Here is a 15,594-nt window from a genome sequence, read left to right on the forward strand (position 1 = left end):
CAGTCAAGGGTGGCCGAAGGCCATCGCGAAGCGACGCGACGAAGGAGCGCCCTTGACGGCCCGGACCGACACGGAAGGACAGTCGACTGACGGGACGCCCCCGGAACCCCACCGACCCCGGGTGCCGGCATCCCGGCCCCCAAAGCCGCCGCCCGCCTCCCACCCCCGCCCGCGGGCATCCCGCCCCGAAGCCCCCTCGCCGAGTACGGCTCCGATGTACCCAGCCCCCGCCCCCCGAAGGCGCCCCGACGTGAGTATCTGCGCTCATGTGCTCCGCTCACCGCCGCAGTTGACTACGGTCCATGAACGAGCACCCCGCCCCGGACACCTCGCCCGACTCGCCCGACTCCCCCCACCGCCGCGCCTTCATCGCGCCGCTCGTGTCCACCCTGGTGACGCTGCCGGCGGCCCTCGTCGCGTTCTTCACCGTCGGGATGTCGCCCATGGCCTGCGACTCCTGCAACGGCGACGTCGCTGACCGGTTCGACGCCTCCTACGAGGTGGCCTTCCCCACCTTCACCGCCGGCCTGCTGGTCGTCCTGGTCCTGCTGGTGGCCTGCTGGGCGCTGCCCTGGCAGCGGCGGAACGCCGCCCGGCGCGTCGTGCTCGCGCTGTTCGCCCCGGCCGCCGTGATGCTGGACTACCTCGTGTTCGCCGCGCTCGTCGACTGGCCGAGCTGACGCCGCCGCGAGCTGACGAACTCCCCCTCGCCCCCTCCGCCCCCACCTCCGTCCCTCCCTACGCTCCCCCCATGGGCAGAGCGCAGCGGGCAAGACGGTGGCCTCGGGCCGGGGTGCGGACCAGGGCTCTTGCGTGGGCCCTCGTCTGTTGGCGGTGCTGGCGCACCGGGCCGCGGCCCGGTGCCGCCCGCGTGTGGCCGCTGCGCTGACGGGGCCTCGTCAGCGCGTCTCGCGCAGCCAGCCGGCGACCTCCGTCGCCCAGTACGTCAGGATCGTGTCGGCGCCCGCCCGCTTGATGCCCAGCAGGGTCTCCAGGATGGCCCGGTCGCGCTCGATCCAGCCCTTCTCCGCCGCCGCCTCGATCATCGCGAACTCGCCGCTGATCTGGTACGCCGCCACCGGGACGTCCACGGCCTGTGCGACCCGGTACAGGATGTCCAGGTAGGGGCCGGCCGGCTTGACCATCACCATGTCCGCGCCCTCCTCCAGGTCGAGGGCGAGCTCCTTCAGCGACTCCCGCGCGTTCGCCGGGTCCTGCTGGTACGTCTTGCGGTCGCCCTGCAGCGAGGAGGCGACGGCCTCCCGGAACGGACCGTAGAACGCGGACGAGTACTTCGCCGTGTAGGCGAGGATCGAGACGTCCTCGTGGCCCGTCTCGTCCAGCGCGTCACGGATGACGCCGACCTGGCCGTCCATCATCCCGCTCGGGCCGACCACGTGGACGCCCGCGTCCGCCTGGACCTGGGCCATCTCCGCGTACCGCTCCAGCGTCGCGTCGTTGTCGACGCGGCCGTGCTCGTCCAGGACGCCGCAGTGGCCGTGGTCGGTGTACTCGTCCAGGCACAGGTCGGACATGATCACCAGGTCGTCGCCGACCTCCGCCTTCACGTCGCGGATGGCGACCTGCAGGATCCCGTCCGGCTCGGTGCCCGCGGTCCCCAGCGCGTCCTTGTTCTCGTCGGCCGGGACACCGAACAGCATGATCCCCGCCACGCCCGCCTCGACGGCCTCCACCGCGGCCTTGCGCAGCGTGTCCCGGGTGTGCTGGACCACGCCCGGCATCGCCGAGATGGCCAGGGGCTCGCTGATGCCCTCGCGCACGAACGCCGGGAGGATCAGGTCCGAGGGGTGCAGCCGGTTCTCCGCGACCATCCGCCGCATGGCGGGGGTGGTGCGCAGCCGCCGCGGCCGCGACCCGGGGAAGGATCCGTACGTGCTCATCTTCAGTCGCCTCTTCGAGCTTCGACAGCAGTCGGAACAAGCGTAGGCGGTCTCTTGCGGATCTCGTCGGGCCCCGGCTGCCCGGCTCGGCCGACAGTACGCGCACAGAGCCGGTCCGGTCCGACAGGCGGAAAGCCCCTGGTGACGGCGTGTCGCCGCCGATAGCCTCCGCCTGATCATCCGTACCGTTCCGGGGGCCAGACCATGCCGATACACCTTGCACGACGGGCTTGCGGCCTTACGGCCCTGCTGGCGGTCGCCGCACTGGCCGTCGCCGGCTGCGAGGCGGACCCCGCGAAGTCGGCGTCCGAGCCGCCGGCACCGCCCGCGCTCCCCGCTGCCCCGGCTCCTGCGAGCCGCCCGCTGACCGCCGCGGAGTTGGTGGCGGCCGCACTGCCGGGCGAGGAGAGCCCGGAGGCGTACGGCCACCCGGTCTCCGTCCGCAAGACCCGGGCCGGCGACCGGAAGTCCGAGGTGTCCGACGCCGCCTGCGAGCAGCTACTGGCGGCCGTCCATGCCCGGCGGCCCTCGCGCCCCGCTCCGGCCGTGGTGGAGCAGACCTTCAACTGGAAGAACGACATGAACGGCGGCAACTCCACCCTCGCCTCGTACGGGAACTCCGGCGCGGTGGCGGTGTTCGCGGAGGTGCGCGAGGGGCTGAGCACCTGCCGGTACTACGAGAGCCCGGCCCCCGCCCCGACCATGACCTACAAGGGCACCGTCACCGGCGCTCCCGCCCCGCAGCTCGGGGACGAAGCAGTGCAGTTCGAGATCACCGCCCCGACAGAGATGGGCCCGCACGTGACCCAGTACACGGTGGTCCGCACGGGGAGCGTCGTCGTGACCTTCACGAAACTGTCGGTCGGAGGCCTCGACCCACGCGAGTTCCCGCCCGCCCTGATCGCCCAGCAGATCTCCCGGCTCCAGCAGGCCCAGCGCTGAGGCGGTCCACGGCAGGTCGAGCAGACCCCAGAACACCACCGCGTTGAGCAGCACCACGGCGGGCGGGGCGACCGCGATCCCGACCCGCCGGGCGGCGTTCCGCGTCCGCCACGGCAGCGCCCAGCACCACACCAACAGCCCCAGCACACCCACCAGCCCCGACACGAAGGCCGGCGGCAGCGTCAGCAGGGTGGCGGCCAGCGCTGCGATGAAGGCCCGCCGGTCGCGGTCGTCTGTCAGGTCGGTCATGGGGCACTGAACCCCGTCCTTGGTGGTCCCCGGGTCCGCACAGCTACTCAATCCCGCCTGGGTACGAACCCGAGCCCGAACTCGCACCACACCACCTTGCCCGGCACCCGCGCCCTGACCCCCCACCGGTCCGCGACCGCCGCGACCAGCAGCAGCCCGCGCCCGCCCTCGGCCCCGGGGTCCCGGTCCTCGACGCGCGGCCGCCCGCCGCCGCTGCCGTGCACCTCCACGCGGACCGCCTCCCCGAACCGGAGCAGCCTCAGCCGGTAGCCCCGGCCGGGCGGGACCCCGTGCAGCAGGGCGTTGGTCGCCAGCTCGCTCACGCAGAGCAACACGTCGTCGCGGCGGCATGTGACACCCCACGCGTGCAGTGTCACTCGCGTGAACTCCCTGGCAGTGCTGACGGATTGGCGACTGCGGGGGTAGACCCGTTCACGCAGCAGGGTGGGTTGGATTTCCACGTTCATACGTCGATCGTCGCCCTCCGTCACTACCGTGGGGTAGACGGGCGACCCGTACTCCTTGATGAGTACGGGTTCGTCCGGGCACCTCAAGCGCAGCGAAGGGGAGTTCACAGCCATGTCGCGACGTAAGAGGTCTCGGCCCAACGAGAATGCGATGAAGATGGTCGGCGCACAGGTCGCGGCAGCCCGCATCGCCAAGGGAGTGACCCAGCGCGCCTTCGCCGCAGCGCTGCACATGGACGTCGAGACCATCGCCTCGATCGAGCAGGGTGGCGTGCCCTAATGCCGAACGTAGCCGAGCGGATGGACCGGCTCCTGGGGCTCCCCGGACTGCTGACGGTCGCCGCCGACCGGCTGCCCGAGGTGGACGTGGCGCCGCCGTGGACGGAGGAGTACTTCACCTGCGAGGCCGAGGCCATCACCCTGTACGCGTACGAACCGATGCTCGTAACAGGCCTGTTCCAAACCGAAGGGTATGCCAGGGCAGTGTTCGGCTGCCGTGTCCCGTACTGGGGTGAGGAGAAGATCGAGTTCGAAACCGCTCGCCGCATCCAGCGCCAGGAAATTCTGCACCGTCAGGTGCCGCCCAATCTCGGTTTCATCATCGGGGAAGCCGCACTGCGCGACCGGCTTGGCGGCGACGAGGTTTACCAGCGACAGCTACGCCACCTTCGTCTCTGCGCGGACCGCCCCGGTGTCTCACTCCAGGTTCTACCCCTGGGTCTCACCGCTCACGCAGGTCTCACAGGCTCGTTCACCGTCCTGGAAACCACGGACCACCAGCGCGTGGCGTACTCGGAAGCCCAACGGAGAACCGTCCTCATCCGAGATCCGAGCGAGGTCAGCATCCTCGCTCAGAAGTACGCGATGTTGCAGTCGCAGGCCCTCAACATCCATCAAACCAAAGGCCTGTTGGACTGTCTGCTAGGAGATCCATGAGCACCCAACTCACGTGGTTCAAGTCCAGCGACAGCGGCAGCGAGGACGGCGACTGCCTGGAGGTGGCCATCGCCTGGCAGAAGTCCTCCTACAGCGGCAGCGACGGCGTCGCCTGCGTCGAGATGGCCGCCTGCCCCGCCGACGGGGTCCACGTCCGGGACTCCAAGGTCACCGACGGGCCCAGCCTCACCCTCGCCCCCGCCGCCTGGACCGGCCTCACCCGGTGGGTCGCCGCCTAGCCGTCGGCCGGCGGCTCGTTCCTCTGCCGCCAGTGCCCCAGCGCGAGCCCGCGGTGGTCGTGCTGGTGGATCGGGCCGAGTTCCTCCACCCGCGCGTATGCCTCCGGCGTGCGCGGGTGGTCCCGTAGGGCCAGGCCGTAGGCGCCGACCAGGCGGATCAGCCGGTCGTCCTCGTCCAGCAGGGCCAGCAGCAGTGCCGTGGCGTCCGCCGTCCGGTCGTCGGAGTCGGCCAGCGCTTCCGCGGCCCCGCCCCGGACCGGGCTCCCCGGGTCCCGGACCAGGTCCCGGATGACGCCCCGGAGCTCGTCCGCATCCGCGTCCCCCGCGCGGAGCAGGATCCCGGCCGCGTCCAAGCGCACCTCGTCGTCCGGGTCGCGGGCCAAGGCGTGCAGGGCCTCCGCGCCCTGCGGGGTCAGCAGCCGGTCGTGCCAGCAGAGGCAGCCGGTCACCTCGCGGCGTACCCGCGGATCGGGGTGGTCGGCGTACCGGAGGCCGACGGCCTCCAGTCGCGGGTGTTCCACGGTGTGTTCGGTGAGGGCCGCGAGCACCTCGGCGAGCACCGCGGGGTCCGTCTCCGCGTCCGCCCAGGCGGCGAGGAACGCGCGGTCGTCCCCGAGGTGCGGGTACGCGTCGGGGTCCACGAGGAACTGTCTCGTGCGCAGCCAGTCGACGGCGAAGCGCCGGTGGTCGGGGGACGGGTGGTGCCGCAGGGCCGTCACCGTCTCCCGGGAGCCCTCGGTGAGGCGTTCCCCGAGCGCGAAGCGGGACGCGGCCCAGTCCACGTGGCACGGGTCGGGGTGCCGGACGGCGCGGGCCACCAGTTCCGCGAGCGGGGCCGGAACGCCGAACGCCGACTCAAGGGTGGTCAGGACGGCGCCGTGCCCGGCGCGGACCGTTCGCCCGTCGAGCGTGACCTCCTCGACCTCGCACCACTCGTCCTCGGCCGTACGGGTCCGCGCCGGGCCCGTGGCGCCGGTCAGGCGGCGCAGTTCCGCCTCCGCGCCCGTCGCGTACCAGTGCCGGGCCGTGGCGAGCAGCCGCTCGCGCTCCGCCCGCGGCAGGCGCAGCGCCGGGTCCGGGAGGTCCCTGGACCACAGGAGCGCCGACACCGTGGCCGGGGAGCCGCCCTCGACGGCCCGCAGCAGCGGGGTCGTCCCGTCCGGCAGGATGCGGTCCGGGTCGGCGCCGCCCTCCACCAGTGCCCCGGCCGCCGCGAAGTCGTAGGCCGCCACTGCCGCGCACAGCGCCCGTACCGCTTCGTCCAGGTCCATGGCCCGAACATGCCACAGGGCCCGGGTGCACACCGCACCCGGGCCCTGCTCAGTACCGGCCCACCGTCAGGTCGTACGCCGCCTGCGCGCCCCCGGCCGACGCTCGCTCGGCCGGGAGACCGACTCGCCGGCCTCCTTGGCGGCCTCGCGGCGCGCCGCGCCGTACTCGGCCAGCGCCTCCGCGAGCTTGCTCACGCTCGGCTCCGGTGACAGCACGTCCACGCGCAGGCCGTGCTCCTCCGCCGTCTTGGCGGTCGCCGGCCCGATGCAGGCGATCACCGTGACGTTGTGCGGCTTGCCGGCGATGCCGACGAGGTTGCGCACCGTGGAGCTCGACGTGAAGAGCACGGCGTCGAAGCCGCCGCCCTTGATCGCCTCGCGGGTGTCCGCGGGCGGCGGCGACGCGCGTACGGTCCGGTAGGCGGTGACGTCGTCGACCTCCCACCCGAGCTCTATGAGGCCCGCGACCAGCGTCTCCGTCGCGATGTCGGCGCGCGGCAGGAAGACGCGGTCGATCGGGTCGAAGACCGGGTCGTACGGCGGCCAGTCCTCCAGCAGTCCGGCGGCCGACTGCTCCCCGCTGGGGACCAGGTCCGGCTTCACACCGAACTCGACCAGCGCGGCCGCGGTCTGCTCGCCCACCGCCGCGACCTTGATCCCGGCGAAGGCGCGGGCGTCGAGCCCGTACTCCTCGAACTTCTCGCGTACGGCCTTGACCGCGTTCACCGAGGTGAAGGCGATCCACTCGTAGCGGCCGGTGACGAGGCCCTTCACGGCCCGCTCCATCTGCTGCGGGGTGCGCGGGGGCTCCACGGCGATGGTCGGCACCTCGTGCGGCACCGCACCGTACGAACGCAGCTGGTCGGAGAGCGAAGCGGCCTGCTCCTTGGTGCGCGGTACGAGGACCCGCCAGCCGAACAGCGGCTTCGACTCGAACCAGGCCAGCTCCTCGCGGCGCGCGGCGGCACCCTGCTCACCGACCACGGCTATCACCGGGCGGGCGCCCTCGGGCGAGGGGAGCACCTTGCCCTGCTTGAAGACCTGGGCGATGGTGCCGAGGGTGGCGTTCCACGTGCGCTGGCGGGTCGTCGTACCGGCCACCGTCACCGTGAGCGGGGTCTCGGGCTTGCGCCCGGCGGCCACCAGTTCGGCGGCGGCGCCCGGCACCGTCTCCAGCGTCGCGGAGACGACGACGGTGCCGTCGCTGGCGCCGACCTCGCTCCAGCAGCGCGCCGAGGCGTTGCGGGCGTCCACGAAGCGCACGTCGGCGCCCTGCTCACCGCGCAGGGGCACACCGGCGTACGCGGGCACGCCGACGGCGGTCGCGACGCCGGGCACCACCTCGAAGGGGATGCCTTCGGTGGCGCAGGCGAGCATCTCGGCGGCCGCGTTGCCGTCGAGTCCGGGGTCTCCGGTGACGGCTCGGACGACCCGCCTGCCGGAGCGCGCGGCCTCCATGACAAGATTGGCCGCATCCCGGATCACCGGCAGCCCGGCGGCCGCTGACGCTTCGTCAGCGATCGTCAGCTGTGGCGTGTCGACGCCCGTGCGCGCATGTGTGCGCACGACGTCGAGCACCTCGGGCTCCGCGATGAGCACGTCGGCGGCGCCGAGCGCCTCGACGGCGCGCAGCGTCAGCAGACCCGGGTCGCCGGGGCCGGCACCGAGGAAGGTGACGTGTCCGTGGGCGGCGACGGCCGGACAGGCGGAGGTGGTCGGACGTGAGGGGTTCAAAGCGATCGCTCCCCCATCAGACCGGCCGCGCCCTTGGCCAGCATCTCGTCCGCGAGTTCGCGGCCGAGCGCCATGGCCTCGTCGTACGACTGGGGCACGGGACCGGTGGTGGACAGCTGCACGAGCGTCGAGCCGTCGAGGGTTCCGACGACGCCGCGCAGGCGCATTTCATTGACAATCTGCCCGTCGGCCAGCAGGTCGGCGAGCGCGCCCACGGGTGCGCTGCAGCCGGCCTCCAGGGCGGCGAGCAGGGAACGCTCCGCGGTCACGGCGGCCCGGGTGACCGGGTCGTCGAGCTCGCCGAGCGCGGCGACGAGCTCCGCGTCGGACGCGAGGCACTCGACCGCCAGGGCTCCCTGACCGGGGGCCGGCAGCACGTTGTCGACCGACAGGTAGTCGGTCACCTCCGCGCTGCGGCCGATCCGGTTCAGTCCCGCGGCGGCGAGCACGACGGCGTCCAGCTCTCCGTCGCGGACGAACCCGATGCGGGTGTCGACATTCCCCCGAATGGCGACGGTCTCGATGCGCTTGCCGAGGGCGTGCGCGTAATGGTTGAGCTGTGCCGTCCGGCGCGGCGAACCGGTACCGATCCGCGCTCCGTCGGGCAGCTGCTCGAAGGTCAGTCCGTCGCGGGCGACGAGGGCGTCGCGCGGGTCCTCGCGCCGCGGCATGGCCGCGATCACGAGCTCCTCGGGCTGCGCGGTCGGCAGGTCCTTCAGCGAGTGGACGGCGAAGTCGACCTCGCCGCGCAGGAGCGCGTCGCGCAGGGCGGTGACGAAGACGCCGGTACCGCCGATCTGCGCGAGGTTCTCCCGGGAGACGTCGCCGTAGGTCGTGATCTCCACGAGCTCGACGGGCCGGCCGGTGAGCGCCCGTACCGCGTCGGCGACATGGCCGGACTGGGACATGGCCAGCTTGCTGCGTCGCGTGCCGAGCCGGAGGGGCTGGTCGAGACGTGGATTCATGATGCCCGTCCTGAGTCGTGGTTCTGTTCGGCCTGGCCGGCCGGGTCGGCGTCGGCCCTGCTGACGGAGGCCACCGTCTGCGGGTCGAGGTCGAAGAGTTCGCGCAGCGCCTCGGCGTAGCCGGCGCCGCCGGGTTCGCTCGCGAGCTGCTTGACGCGCACGGTCGGCGCGTGGAGGAGCTTGTCGACGACGCGTCGTACGGTCTGGGTGACCTCGGCGCGCTGGCGATCGTCCAGGTCCGGCAGTCGCCCGTCGAGCCGGGCCACTTCCATGGCGACGACCTCCGCGGCCATCGCGCGCAGGGCGACGACGGTCGGCGTGATGTGGGCGGCCCGCTGGGCCGCGCCGAAGGCCGCCACTTCTTCGGTGACGAGGGCGCGCACGGCGTCCACGTCGGCCGCCATCGGCGCGTCGGCCGAGGCCTCGGCGAGCGATTCGATGTCGACGAGCCGTACGCCGGGGATGCGGTGCACGGCGGCGTCGATGTCGCGCGGCATGGCGAGGTCCAGCAGGGCGAGGCGTACGGGGGCCGCGTCGACCTGGCTGCGGGCGCCCCTGCGGGGCTGCCGCTGCGCGGCCGCTTCGCCCTGGTCGGCCCAGGTGCCGTGCAGTTCGAGGGAGTTGGCGTCGACCCCGGTCAGCGCGGAGCGCCCGTCCCCGGCCGGCACCTCGACGGGGCACCCGTCGCGCTCGGCTCCGGCGGTGATGACCCGCGCGGCTCCGGCGTCCACGAGCCGCCCGCCCGCCCGGGCGGCGGCGGCGAGCCGGGCCACGACCTCCGGGTCGAGCCCGAGGGCCTGCGGCGTACCGACTCCGGCCGACGGCCGGGGCTGCGGCGCGGGGTCCGCGGCTGGGACGAGCCCGGCGGGGGCGGCGGACACGGCCTCGGCCACGTCCTCCGCCGTCAGCACCAGTCCGGTGGCGCCCGTGCAGGACACCACCACGTCGGCACGTGTCAGCTCGTCCGCGAGCGCGGCCATGGGCACGGCGCGCGCCGTCACCCCAGTGCCTGAGGCAACCAGAATCTCGGCCAACCGCTCCGCCCGCTCCGCGGTCCGGTTGGCGACCGCGATCTCGGCGACGCCGACCCGCGCGAGCGTGGCGGCGGCCAGCGAGGACATCGACCCGGCGCCGATCACCAGTGCCCGCTTGCCGGCGGCCCACACGTCGACCGGTTCCCGTCCGGCGGTGAGCTGCTCCAGCCCGAAGGTCACCAGCGACTGCCCGGCCCGGTCGATCCCGGTCTCGGAGTGCGCCCGCTTGCCGACCCGCAGCGCCTGCTGGAAGAGGTCGTTGATCAGCCGGCCCGCCGTGTGGAGCTCCTGCCCCAGGGCCAGCGCGTCCTTGATCTGGCCGAGGATCTGGCCCTCGCCGATCACCATCGAGTCCAGCCCGCACGCCACCGAGAAGAGGTGGTGCACGGCCCGGTCCTCGTAGTGCACGTACAGATAGGGGGTGAGCTCTTCCAGCGCCACCCCGCTGTGCTGGGCGAGCAGCGTCGACAGCTCGGCCACACCGGCGTGGAACTTGTCCACGTCCGCGTACAGCTCGATGCGGTTGCACGTGGCGAGCACCGCCGCCTCCGTCGCCGGCTCGGCGGCGAGGGTGTCGTGCAGCAGCTTCGCCTTCGCGTCGGCGGACAGGGAGGCTCGCTCCAGCACGCTCACGGGGGCGCTGCGGTGGCTCAGCCCTACGACCAGCAGGCTCATGCCGGCATCACCGCCGGGACGTCGCCCTCGGGGCCGGCCTTGCGCACGGCGGCGGTCTGCGCGGCCGCCGCGGCGGCGGCAGCGGGCGGGACGGCGGTCGCGGCGGGGGCGACGGCCTCGTCCGCCGTCGCGGCTTCCTCGCCGGCCTTGCGCTGCTCGTGGAAGGCCAGGATCTGCAGCTCGATCGACAGGTCGACCTTGCGCACGTCGACGCCGTCCGGCACGGACAGGACGGTCGGCGCGAAGTTCAGGATGGAGGTGACACCGGCGGCGATGAGCCGCTCGCTGACCTGCTGGGCCGCCCCGGCCGGCGTCGCGATGACGCCGATCGAGACACCGTTCTCCTCGATGATCTTCTCAAGGTCGTCGGTGTGCTGGACGGGCATGCCGGCGACCGGCTTGCCGGCCATCGCCGGGTCGGCGTCGATCAGGGCCGCGACGCGGAAGCCGCGGGAGGCGAAGCCGCCGTAGTTGGCGAGGGCCGCGCCGAGGTTGCCGATGCCGACGATGACGACCGGCCAGTCCTGGGTCAGGCCGAGTTCACGGGAGATCTGGTAGACGAGGTACTCGACGTCGTAGCCGACGCCGCGCGTACCGTACGAACCGAGGTACGAGAAGTCCTTGCGCAGCTTGGCGGAGTTGACTCCGGCGGCCGCCGCGAGCTCCTCCGAGGACACCGTGGGCACCGATCGCTCGGAGAGCGCGGTGAGTGCGCGCAAGTACAGCGGAAGCCGGGCGACAGTGGCCTCGGGAATACCTCGGCTGCGGGTCGCCGGTCGGTGAGTTCGGCCAGTTGCCACGATGCTCCTGCGGGATGAGCGGGGCTGCAGGCGGTCACTTGTCCCAAGACCGCCCCGTCGGAAGCAGGCTATGTCTTTGTGAACGCGTGCACAAAGATTGTGTCCGCTTTGTCCGTGCAAAGTGACCGGGGTCACGCGGTCGGGGTGCGCGGGACGGGAACCCGCAACACGCTGAACCCGTTCAAATCCCGAGGGGGGCAAAACGGTACACACTCCTCATCAATACGCCCCCGAGACCCCACAAAACGCCCATGATGGCAACCGCCCGGGCGGTCAGCCCTCCAATGCCCGCCTGAGCCGGTCCGGGTTCACCCTCCAGAAGGTGTGCTGCTCGCCGTCCACCAGGACTACAGGGATCTGCTCCCAGTACAGGCGGTACAGCTCCGCGTCCTGCGTGATGTCCTTCTTCTCCCACGGCGCGCCGACCTCGGCGCAGACCGCCTCGATCACCGCCTCCGCGTCCTCGCACAGATGACACCCCGGCTTCCCCACGAGCGTGACCATGCGCTCGCCGGGACGCTTCTTTTCCTTACGACGCAGCAGAGGACTCATGCCCCCATTCTCCCGCGCCGCCGCGTCACACCCGCGCCCCGAAGAGTTAACGCGGTGGCACCCCGTCCGTGCGGGAACTCCCGAACACAGTGGCTATGCTCGCGTCATGGCCGCTCTGGGATGGCTCACCCCCCGTAGGCGCTCCGCCACCGCGCGGAGCGTGCTTGCAGGCGAGGCCTCGGCCGAGGCAGCCCGCAAGACCGCGCAGCGCCTGGAGGCGGAGGAGCCGGCACCGCAGCCGCAGCCGCCCGCCGAACCGGAGTTCCCGGTCGCCGGCGACGACCTCGCCGCCGCCTTCTTCGACCTCGACAACACCGTCATGCAGGGCGCCGCGATCTTCCACTTCGGCCGCGGCCTGTACAAGCGCGAGTTCTTCGACCGCCGCGAACTCGCCCGCTTCGCCTGGCAGCAGGCCTGGTTCCGGCTCGCCGGCGTGGAAGACCCCGAGCACATGCAGGACGCCCGCGACAGCGCCCTGTCCATCGTCAAGGGCCACAAGGTCTCCGAACTCATGGCCATCGGCGAGGAGATCTACGACGAGTACATGGCCGAGCGGATCTGGCCCGGCACCCGCGCCCTGGCCCAGGCCCACCTCGACGCCGGCCAGAAGGTCTGGCTCGTCACCGCCGCCCCCGTCGAGACGGCCACGATCATCGCCCGCCGCCTCGGCCTGACCGGTGCGCTCGGCACCGTCGCCGAGTCGGTGGACGGCATCTACACCGGGCGCCTCGTCGGCGAGCCGCTGCACGGCCCCGCGAAGGCCGAGGCGGTCCGCGCCCTGGCCGCCGCCGAGGGCCTGGACCTCGAACGCTGCGCAGCGTACTCCGATTCGCACAACGACATTCCGATGCTGTCGCTGGTCGGGCATCCGTACGCGATCAATCCCGACACAAAACTGCGCAAGCATGCCCGCGCCCACGACTGGCGGCTGCGCGACTATCGCACCGGCCGCAAGGCCGTGAAGGTCGGCGTCCCGGCCGCCGCCGGGGTCGGCGCGATCGCCGGCGGCGCCGCCGCCGCCATCGCGCTGCACCGCCGCCGCAAGTAGCCCCTCCACCCCTCCTCCGGCCGCCGCCTGCACCGCAGCGGTCCGAGCCGCGCCGACCTGCGCCGCCCCGCCCCCGGCCCCTCGCCCCGGCGGACCTTCCCCGGGCCCCGTCCGCTGCCCGGACGGCCCGCACGTCTGCTCCACTCGGTCGCGAGCCAGCGTGGAAGCGTCCATTCCGCGTACCCAACCGATCAAGAATCGATCACCAACTGCGACCGAATATGCCTTCGACACGCAACAGAAGTGTCGGAACCGGTGATTTGAGCAACTGGGTGTAGCTCCGCCTGTACGAAGCGTTATTCTCCTCAAACGCATGCCACCGCCCATCTGTCGCCACGACGGGTGAACGGTCTCGCACTGCACGTGATGGAAGCTCTGCCTCTGGGAGTCCCGTGTACCCACCTGTCGGGGTTGACGCCTCGGGCCTGGCTACGCTGCGCGCAACGGTCCTCGACCACCTGCGCGGCTTCGTCCCCACCGCGTACGCCGTACCCGCCTTCGCCGCCGCGGTCCCTGCCGGCCTCGGCCCGGCCGGACCTTGCTACGCCCTGACCGACGGCGGAGCGACGGTGGGCAGACGCGGTCGTACGGGGGGAGGCGGAAGCGCCACGGCCACCGGCACGAGCGCGCCCGCCGCCCGCCGCCCCACCGCGGACAGCGACCAGGCCCGCATGATGGACCTGGTCGAGCGCGCGCAGGCCGGCGAGGCCGAGGCCTTCGGCCGGCTGTACGACCAGTACAGCGACACCGTCTACCGCTACATCTACTACCGCGTCGGCGGCAAGGCGACGGCGGAGGACCTCACCAGCGAGACCTTTCTGCGCGCGCTGCGCCGCATCTCCACCTTCACCTGGCAGGGCCGCGACTTCGGCGCCTGGCTCGTGACGATCGCCCGCAACCTGGTGGCCGACCACTTCAAGTCGAGCCGGTTCCGCCTGGAAGTGACCACGGGCGAAATGCTGGACGCGAACGAGGTGGAACGGTCCCCCGAGGACTCGGTCCTGGAGTCCCTCTCCAACGCCGCCTTGCTGGAAGCCGTACGCAAGCTCAATCCCCAGCAGCAGGAGTGCGTGACCCTGCGCTTCCTCCAGGGCCTGTCGGTCGCCGAGACCGCACGGGTGATGGGGAAGAACGAGGGCGCCATCAAGACGCTCCAGTACCGGGCGGTGCGCACCCTGGCCCGCCTGCTCCCGGACGACGCCCGCTGACCCGCCCCCACTGGCCCACCGCCGGCCCCGACACCCCTCCCCCACACCTCCCGTCTCTTCCCCTCATCCACAACCGGTGACCCCTCGATGACGCTGTGGTCCGATCATCCTTCGTCCGTAACCCAAGTGCCGCGCCGCTCGTTGTGCGGAATGCAGGCTCCCTGTGGACACGCCCTGCCCGAAGCCGCTCACTCGAAAGAGTGGATGTGCCCAAGGAAGGCAACCTTCCGGACACCTTGGGGAGTCGATCGTCATGACGAGAGGAGGTGCCGCCAGTGATCGCGAACGTGACTCCGCACCGGCGGGCGAACGCCTTCGCCCAGGCCCTGGAGGATCGGACCCCGTCCGACCCTTCGGAACCGGACTCGGCGGCCGAGCAGTCCGAGGCACCTGCCGAATCTGCCGACCACGACCGGCTGTTGGCCCTGGCGAGCGTGCTCGGCGAAAGAATGCCGCGCCCGGTGCTGGACCCCGAGGTCAAAGTGGTGCAGCGAGCGCAGCTCGTGGCCGCCATGGAGGCCATGGTGAGGGAAGAAAGGGCCGGGGGCGGTGCTGCTGCGGACCCTCAGGTGCCCGAGCAGCGGACCGGCCGCGGCGCCCACCGGGCGACCTCGCTCCGGAAATTGCGGCCCCGCTCCCGCTGGTCCAAGGGCATCGCAGCGGGCGGCCTCACCGTAGGTGTGGCCGCGGGGGCCTTCAGCGGCGTGGCCGCTGCCAGCACGGACGCCCTGCCGGGTGACTCCCTCTACCCCATCAAGCGGGGCATGGAGGACCTGAAGCTCGGGATGGCCGACGAGGACGCGGACCGGGGCGAGCTCTATCTCGACCAGGCCTCGAACCGGCTGTCGGAGGCCCGCAGGCTGATGGAGCGCGGCCGGACCGGCGTACTCGACCACGAGTCGCTCGGCGCCATCCGCCGGGCCCTCGCGGGCATGAGCCACGACGCGGCCGAGGGCCACCGCCTGCTCCAGGCCGCGTACGAACGGGACGGCTCGCTCGGCCCGATCCAGACGCTGTCCACGTTCTCCCGCTCGCACCGCGACGCCTGGGGCCGACTCCGGGAGAAGCTCCCGGCGCAGCTCACCGATGTGGGCGGAGAGGTCGAGTCGGTCTTCCAGGCCATAGACGAAGACGTGGCGCCCCTGCAGGGCCTGCTACCCAAGCCGCCCGAGCAGACCCGCAGTCCGGGGGGTACGCCGGCCAAGCCGAGCACTCCCGCCGCCACGCAGCAGTCCGCCCCCGCGGCGGGCGCGCCGTCGGCCAGCGCCACCCCGCCCCCGGCGACCGGAGGCAAGCCCTCCACGGCGCCCGGCGGCCTGCTGGGCGGCGCGGGAGACCTGCTGCAGCCGCCCGGGAGCCAGGGGACCCCGGCCCCCGCGGCCTCCCCGGCCGTACCGCAGCCGGACATCACCCTGCCGCCGCTCCTCCCGGGACTCCTCCCGGGACTGGGCATCAAGGCGGAGGACGCCGAGTAGGCACGCAGGACAGCAGTCGGCCCTTCGGCCCCCGCGCGGGGGCCCTCACCCAGGGCCGGGCCTCCTGGTGCGGGCCGCGCGCCGAGGTGGAGGCCGAC

General features: G+C 72.5%; 17 protein-coding genes. 9 read left to right on the plus strand and 8 right to left on the minus strand.

Going from position 1 to position 15,594, the window contains the following annotated elements; all coding sequences use genetic code 11:
- Positions 1 to 302 precede the first annotated feature (302 nt).
- Positions 303 to 680 carry a hypothetical protein gene (locus AB0B01_RS29760; RefSeq protein ID WP_361725729.1) on the plus strand — a complete coding sequence of 126 codons (378 nt, stop codon included), beginning with the start codon at positions 303 to 305 and terminating at the stop codon, positions 678 to 680.
- Between the two features lie 219 nt (positions 681 to 899).
- On the opposite strand, the gene hemB is transcribed toward AB0B01_RS29760, so the two are convergent.
- Complete coding sequence (hemB, locus tag AB0B01_RS29765; RefSeq protein ID WP_361725732.1) at positions 900 to 1,901, minus strand: porphobilinogen synthase; 1,002 nt, start codon at positions 1,899 to 1,901, stop codon at positions 900 to 902.
- Between the two features lie 204 nt (positions 1,902 to 2,105).
- Between hemB and AB0B01_RS29770 the strand changes: the two genes are divergently transcribed.
- Both AB0B01_RS29770 and AB0B01_RS29775 read left to right on the plus strand, forming a co-directional pair.
- Complete coding sequence (locus AB0B01_RS29770) at positions 2,106 to 2,843, plus strand: hypothetical protein (protein WP_361725735.1); 738 nt, start codon at positions 2,106 to 2,108, stop codon at positions 2,841 to 2,843.
- A 43-nt stretch (positions 2,844 to 2,886) separates the two neighbouring features.
- Positions 2,887 to 3,102, plus strand: a complete 216-nt coding sequence (locus AB0B01_RS29775; protein WP_361725738.1) for a hypothetical protein — start codon at positions 2,887 to 2,889, stop codon at positions 3,100 to 3,102.
- A gap of 37 nt (positions 3,103 to 3,139) precedes the next feature.
- Here AB0B01_RS29775 and AB0B01_RS29780 read toward each other — a convergent pair whose 3' ends face one another.
- Positions 3,140 to 3,748: an ATP-binding protein gene (locus AB0B01_RS29780; protein ID WP_361725741.1), complete on the minus strand. Its 609-nt coding sequence runs from the start codon at positions 3,746 to 3,748 to the stop codon at positions 3,140 to 3,142.
- On the opposite strand from AB0B01_RS29780, the gene AB0B01_RS29785 reads away from it, so the two are divergent.
- From AB0B01_RS29785 to AB0B01_RS29795, 3 genes are read left to right on the plus strand one after another with little or no spacing between them, the layout of a single operon-like run.
- Positions 3,672 to 3,839 (plus strand): helix-turn-helix domain-containing protein, encoded by a 168-nt coding sequence (locus AB0B01_RS29785; RefSeq protein ID WP_361725744.1) that lies wholly within the window; start codon positions 3,672 to 3,674, stop codon positions 3,837 to 3,839. The genes AB0B01_RS29780 and AB0B01_RS29785 overlap by 77 nt on opposite strands.
- Positions 3,839 to 4,495: a DUF5753 domain-containing protein gene (locus AB0B01_RS29790; protein WP_361725747.1), complete on the plus strand. Its 657-nt coding sequence runs from the start codon at positions 3,839 to 3,841 to the stop codon at positions 4,493 to 4,495. The genes AB0B01_RS29785 and AB0B01_RS29790 overlap by 1 nt, the downstream gene beginning before the upstream one ends.
- Positions 4,492 to 4,734, plus strand: coding sequence for a DUF397 domain-containing protein (locus tag AB0B01_RS29795; protein ID WP_361725750.1), 243 nt, complete (start codon positions 4,492 to 4,494; stop codon positions 4,732 to 4,734). The genes AB0B01_RS29790 and AB0B01_RS29795 overlap by 4 nt, the downstream gene beginning before the upstream one ends.
- Here the strand turns inward: AB0B01_RS29795 and AB0B01_RS29800 are convergent.
- The 6 genes from AB0B01_RS29800 to AB0B01_RS29825 all read right to left on the minus strand — a co-directional run bounded on the left by AB0B01_RS29800 (position 4,731) and on the right by AB0B01_RS29825 (position 11,765).
- Positions 4,731 to 6,005 carry a HEAT repeat domain-containing protein gene (locus tag AB0B01_RS29800; RefSeq protein WP_361725753.1) on the minus strand — a complete coding sequence of 425 codons (1,275 nt, stop codon included), beginning with the start codon at positions 6,003 to 6,005 and terminating at the stop codon, positions 4,731 to 4,733. The two genes, AB0B01_RS29795 and AB0B01_RS29800, sit on opposite strands and share 4 nt — an antisense overlap.
- 66 nt (positions 6,006 to 6,071) lie before the next feature.
- Positions 6,072 to 7,739, minus strand: coding sequence for a bifunctional uroporphyrinogen-III C-methyltransferase/uroporphyrinogen-III synthase (locus AB0B01_RS29805; protein ID WP_361725756.1), 1,668 nt, complete (start codon positions 7,737 to 7,739; stop codon positions 6,072 to 6,074).
- Positions 7,736 to 8,704 (minus strand): hydroxymethylbilane synthase, encoded by a 969-nt coding sequence (gene hemC / locus AB0B01_RS29810; RefSeq protein ID WP_361725759.1) that lies wholly within the window; start codon positions 8,702 to 8,704, stop codon positions 7,736 to 7,738. Before hemC ends, AB0B01_RS29805 begins: the two co-directional genes overlap by 4 nt.
- Positions 8,701 to 10,413 carry a glutamyl-tRNA reductase gene (locus tag AB0B01_RS29815; protein ID WP_361725762.1) on the minus strand — a complete coding sequence of 571 codons (1,713 nt, stop codon included), beginning with the start codon at positions 10,411 to 10,413 and terminating at the stop codon, positions 8,701 to 8,703. Before AB0B01_RS29815 ends, hemC begins: the two co-directional genes overlap by 4 nt.
- Positions 10,410 to 11,213, minus strand: a complete 804-nt coding sequence (locus AB0B01_RS29820) for a redox-sensing transcriptional repressor Rex (protein WP_361725765.1) — start codon at positions 11,211 to 11,213, stop codon at positions 10,410 to 10,412. Before AB0B01_RS29820 ends, AB0B01_RS29815 begins: the two co-directional genes overlap by 4 nt.
- Positions 11,214 to 11,486: 273 nt before the next feature.
- Entirely contained in the window at positions 11,487 to 11,765 is a 279-nt protein-coding gene (locus tag AB0B01_RS29825) for a glutaredoxin family protein (RefSeq protein ID WP_361725768.1), read from the minus strand.
- A 106-nt stretch (positions 11,766 to 11,871) separates the two neighbouring features.
- Between AB0B01_RS29825 and AB0B01_RS29830 the strand changes: the two genes are divergently transcribed.
- The 3 genes from AB0B01_RS29830 to AB0B01_RS29840 all read left to right on the plus strand — a co-directional run bounded on the left by AB0B01_RS29830 (position 11,872) and on the right by AB0B01_RS29840 (position 15,496).
- Positions 11,872 to 12,813 carry an HAD-IB family hydrolase gene (locus AB0B01_RS29830; RefSeq protein WP_361725771.1) on the plus strand — a complete coding sequence of 314 codons (942 nt, stop codon included), beginning with the start codon at positions 11,872 to 11,874 and terminating at the stop codon, positions 12,811 to 12,813.
- 392 nt (positions 12,814 to 13,205) lie between these two features.
- Positions 13,206 to 14,021 carry an ECF subfamily RNA polymerase sigma factor, BldN family gene (locus AB0B01_RS29835; protein WP_361725773.1) on the plus strand — a complete coding sequence of 272 codons (816 nt, stop codon included), beginning with the start codon at positions 13,206 to 13,208 and terminating at the stop codon, positions 14,019 to 14,021.
- A 275-nt stretch (positions 14,022 to 14,296) separates the two neighbouring features.
- Complete coding sequence (locus tag AB0B01_RS29840; protein WP_361725776.1) at positions 14,297 to 15,496, plus strand: DUF5667 domain-containing protein; 1,200 nt, start codon at positions 14,297 to 14,299, stop codon at positions 15,494 to 15,496.
- Positions 15,497 to 15,594 lie beyond the last annotated feature (98 nt).

Origin of the sequence: Streptomyces sp. NPDC044571, from assembly GCF_040647115.1 — a bacterium.
Lineage (GTDB): Bacteria > Actinomycetota > Actinomycetes > Streptomycetales > Streptomycetaceae > Streptomyces.

What these genes read in the sequence shown, in the direction of transcription:
- AB0B01_RS29760 (WP_361725729.1), top strand. Translation starts at nt 303, where the DNA reads ATGAACGAGCACCCCGCCCCGGACACCTCGCCCGACTCGCCCGACTCC.
- hemB (WP_361725732.1), bottom strand. Translation starts at nt 1,901, where the DNA reads ATGAGCACGTACGGATCCTTCCCCGGGTCGCGGCCGCGGCGGCTGCGC.
- AB0B01_RS29770 (WP_361725735.1), top strand. Translation starts at nt 2,106, where the DNA reads ATGCCGATACACCTTGCACGACGGGCTTGCGGCCTTACGGCCCTGCTG.
- AB0B01_RS29785 (WP_361725744.1), top strand. Translation starts at nt 3,672, where the DNA reads ATGTCGCGACGTAAGAGGTCTCGGCCCAACGAGAATGCGATGAAGATG.
- AB0B01_RS29780 (WP_361725741.1), bottom strand. Translation starts at nt 3,748, where the DNA reads ATGCGGGCTGCCGCGACCTGTGCGCCGACCATCTTCATCGCATTCTCG.
- AB0B01_RS29790 (WP_361725747.1), top strand. Translation starts at nt 3,839, where the DNA reads ATGCCGAACGTAGCCGAGCGGATGGACCGGCTCCTGGGGCTCCCCGGA.
- AB0B01_RS29795 (WP_361725750.1), top strand. Translation starts at nt 4,492, where the DNA reads ATGAGCACCCAACTCACGTGGTTCAAGTCCAGCGACAGCGGCAGCGAG.
- AB0B01_RS29800 (WP_361725753.1), bottom strand. Translation starts at nt 6,005, where the DNA reads ATGGACCTGGACGAAGCGGTACGGGCGCTGTGCGCGGCAGTGGCGGCC.
- hemC (WP_361725759.1), bottom strand. Translation starts at nt 8,704, where the DNA reads ATGAATCCACGTCTCGACCAGCCCCTCCGGCTCGGCACGCGACGCAGC.
- AB0B01_RS29815 (WP_361725762.1), bottom strand. Translation starts at nt 10,413, where the DNA reads ATGAGCCTGCTGGTCGTAGGGCTGAGCCACCGCAGCGCCCCCGTGAGC.
- AB0B01_RS29825 (WP_361725768.1), bottom strand. Translation starts at nt 11,765, where the DNA reads ATGAGTCCTCTGCTGCGTCGTAAGGAAAAGAAGCGTCCCGGCGAGCGC.
- AB0B01_RS29830 (WP_361725771.1), top strand. Translation starts at nt 11,872, where the DNA reads ATGGCCGCTCTGGGATGGCTCACCCCCCGTAGGCGCTCCGCCACCGCG.